Origin of the sequence: Pseudochrobactrum lubricantis (assembly GCF_041929865.1) — a bacterium.
GTDB classification, from domain to species: Bacteria; Pseudomonadota; Alphaproteobacteria; order Rhizobiales; family Rhizobiaceae; genus Pseudochrobactrum; species Pseudochrobactrum saccharolyticum.
On sequence record NZ_JBHEEE010000027.1, the window covers coordinates 1 to 3339 of the forward strand.

The window sequence follows — 3339 nt, forward strand, 5'->3', positions numbered from 1 at the left end:
CCTGGCAGCGACCTACTCTCCCGTGTCTTAAGACAAAGTACCATCGGCGCTGGAGCGTTTCACGGCCGAGTTCGGAATGGGATCGGGTGCAGCCGCTCCGCCATAACCACCAGGTCAGCAAAGGGCACAGAAACAAATAAGAAGCTGGGATTTTCGTGCACTGCGTAATTAGCGCAGTTCCATCTCTAAGCACGCGACTGCGTGCCGGCCGTCAGGCCGCCCTCTCGGAGCCATTCACGAAGTGAATAGGGCGTGAGAGAGAAGAAACTATCAAACTCATCCTTTTGATGAGCTTGATGGATATTGATAATGAGAACAATCAAGTCGATCGAGCTATTAGTACCGGTCAGCTGCATGCGTTACCGCACTTCCACATCCGGCCTATCAACGTGGTGGTCTTCCACGGCTCTGATAGGGAATACTCGTTTTAAGGTTAGTTTCCCGCTTAGATGCCTTCAGCGGTTATCTAGTCCGTATATAGCTACTCTGCTATGCCGTTGGCACGACAACAGATCCACCAGAGATACGTCCATCCCGGTCCTCTCGTACTAGGGACAGATCCTTTCAATATTCCTACACCCACGGCAGATAGGGACCGAACTGTCTCACGACGTTCTGAACCCAACTCACGTACCGCTTTAAATGGCGAACAGCCATACCCTTGGGACCTGCTCCAGCCCCAGGATGCGATGAGTCGACATCGAGGTGCCAAACAACCCCGTCGATATGGACTCTTGGGGGTCATCAGCCTGTTATCCCCGGCGTACCTTTTATCCGTTGAGCGATGGCCCTTCCACACGGGACCACCGGATCACTATGACCGACTTTCGTCTCTGCTCGACTTGTCTGTCTTGCAGTCAGGCGGGCTTATGCCATTGCACTCGACGAACGATTTCCGACCGTTCTGAGCCCACCATCGCGCGCCTCCGTTACTCTTTAGGAGGCGACCGCCCCAGTCAAACTACCCACCATACACGGTCCTGGACCCGGATATACGGGTCGCAGTTAGACATCTATGACGATAAGGGTGGTATTTCAAGGATGACTCCACGAAGGCTGGCGCCTCCGCTTCAAAGTCTACCACCTATCCTACACATGTCGCCACAAATGCCAGTGTAAAGCTATAGTAAAGGTGCACGGGGTCTTTCCGTCTAACCGCAGGAACCCCGCATCTTCACGGGGAATTCAATTTCACTGAGTCTGCGTTGGAGACAGCGGGGAAGTCGTTACGCCATTCGTGCAGGTCGGAACTTACCCGACAAGGAATTTCGCTACCTTAGGACCGTTATAGTTACGGCCGCCGTTTACTGGGGCTTCAATTCAAGGCTTGCACCTCTCCTCTTAACCTTCCAGCACCGGGCAGGCGTCAGACCCTATACGTCGTCTTGCGACTTCGCAGAGCCCTGTGTTTTTGGTAAACAGTCGCTACCCCCTGGTCTGTGCCACCCTCATCTGCTTGCGCAAACAAGGGTCACGCTTCTTCCGAAGTTACGCGTGCAATTTGCCGAGTTCCTTCAACGCAGTTCTCTCAAGCGCCTTGGTATACTCTACCAGTCCACCAGTGTCGGTTTAGGGTACGGTCTATATGTGGGAGCTATTTCCTGGAACCGCTTCGCTGCAAGATCAATCCAATAAGACCTTACAACACACGCGATCCGTCACTACCCACAGGCCCACGAATATTAACGTGGTTCCCATCGACTACGCCTTTCGGCCTCGCCTTAGGGGCCGGCTAACCCTGCTCAGATTAACTTTAAGCAGGAACCCTTGGACTTTCGGCGAGAGTGTCTCTCACACTCTTTATCGTTACTCATGTCAGCATTCTCACTTCTGATACCTCCAGGATCTCTCACGAGTATCCCTTCACAGGCTTACAGAACGCTCCGCTACCACGCACATACGTGCATCCACAGCTTCGGTGTATGGCTTTAGCCCCGGTACATTTTCGGCGCAAAGACCCTTATCTAGACCAGTGAGCTGTTACGCTTTCTTTAAATGATGGCTGCTTCTAAGCCAACATCCTGGTTGTTTTGGGATCCTCACATCCTTTCCCACTTAGCCATAACTTAGGGACCTTAGATGGTGGTCAGGGTTGTTGCCCTCTTCACGACGGACGTTAGCACCCGCCGTGTGTCTGCTGGGTAGTACTCTCAGGTATTCGGAGTTTGATTGAGATCAGTAAGACGGTGAGTCCCCATTACCCATTCAGTGCTCTACCCCCTGAGGTATTCGCCCAACGCTCTACCTAAATAGATTTCGCGGAGAACCAGCTATCTCCGAGTTTGATTGGCCTTTCACCCCTAGCCACAAGTCATCCCAATCTATTGCAACAGATATGGGTTCGGTCCTCCAGTTGGTGTTACCCAACCTTCAACCTGCTCATGGCTAGATCACTCGGTTTCGGGTCTAATCCGACGAACTGAACGCCCTGTTCAGACTCGCTTTCGCTACGCCTACACCTACCGGCTTAAGCTTGCTCGTCAGACTAAGTCGCTGACCCATTATACAAAAGGTACGCTGTCACCCAGAACGAATCTTGGGCTCCAACTGTTTGTAGGCAACCGGTTTCAGGTTCTCTTTCACTCCCCTTGTCGGGGTGCTTTTCACCTTTCCCTCACGGTACTTGTTCGCTATCGGTCATGCACGAGTACTTAGGCTTGGAGAGTGGTCTCCCCATGTTCAGACAGGATTTCACGTGTCCCGCCCTACTCAAGGACTACAAAGAGCATTACGCATACGGGGCTATCACCCACTACGGCAAACCTTTCCAGGTTCTTCTGCTTGTCTCTTTATAGCCACTGGCCTGGTCCGCGTTCGCTCGCCACTACTTGCGGAGTCTCGGTTGATGTCCTTTCCTGCAGGTACTTAGATGTTTCAGTTCCCTGCGTTCGCCTCTTACACCCTATTTTATTCAGATGCAGATACCTTATTAACAATACCTAGAAATCTAAACAGATCCGGAGATCTGCTTAAACTTTCTAGGTATTTAAGGTGGGTTGCCCCATTCGGAAATCGTCGGATCAAAGGGTATTCGCACCTCCCCGACGCTTATCGCAGCGTATCACGTCCTTCATCGCCTGTGCATGCCAAGGCATCCACCAATTGCCCTTAATTCACTTGATTATTCTCATTGCCAATATCCATCAAGATTTTATGCTCACATCAGTGTCTAACGATAAACACTGGCAAGCGTAGCACACCGAAGATAGTGCGCCCGGATATTAGCAGAAAAGACCAGCTTCTTGAGACATGTTCAATGGTTGCGGTTAGGCAATCCCAATCATAATGCCAAGCTTTGAGCAAACTTGGCGACGTTAGCTACAAGCTAACCTGAACACA

At 51.5% G+C, this 3339-nt stretch carries 2 rRNA genes; both read right to left on the bottom strand.

The features are described from left to right. Positions 1-114: ribosomal RNA gene (gene rrf / locus JNC80_RS19690) — 5S ribosomal RNA — on the bottom strand; the annotation flags it as partial. 201 nt (positions 115-315) lie between these two features. After that, positions 316-3123: ribosomal RNA gene (locus tag JNC80_RS19695) — 23S ribosomal RNA — on the bottom strand. Positions 3124-3339 lie beyond the last annotated feature (216 nt).